This window comes from Cellulomonas sp. GbtcB1, assembly GCF_019091725.1.
Taxonomy (GTDB): Bacteria; Actinomycetota; Actinomycetes; order Actinomycetales; family Cellulomonadaceae; genus Cellulomonas.
Map to the genome: position 1 here is coordinate 1 of NZ_JAGXJG010000180.1, position 311 is coordinate 311.

Here is a 311-nt window from a genome sequence, read left to right on the forward strand (position 1 = left end):
CTCCTCCGCCACGTGGTGGCCGGAGTCGATCCCTCGGCCCTCGACCTCCGTCGCCCACGAGCGCCAGATTGTCAGCGTGTCGCCGTAGAGCTGGGCGAGGTCGTCCCGCAGCGACCAGAGCACGAGGAGGGGCGCGCTGACACCGTGCCCACGCGCCCGGACGGCCTCCTCGTGCTCGCGGTCGATCGTCATGCCGGCCCGGTAGTCCTCGAGCATCGCGCGGACGACGCCGGGATCGCGCACCGCCGACCGCCACTCCACGTAGTTCTCCTGTCCCATGACGGCCGGGTCGCCGGTGTACCAGCTGTCCG

Annotated in this window: 1 pseudogene; it reads right to left on the bottom strand. The window is 72.0% G+C overall.

The window, feature by feature from the left end:
- Nucleotides 1-279 (bottom strand): annotated as a pseudogene (locus KVT14_RS20210) (alpha/beta hydrolase); the annotation flags it as partial.
- Nucleotides 280-311: the final 32 nt, after the last annotated feature.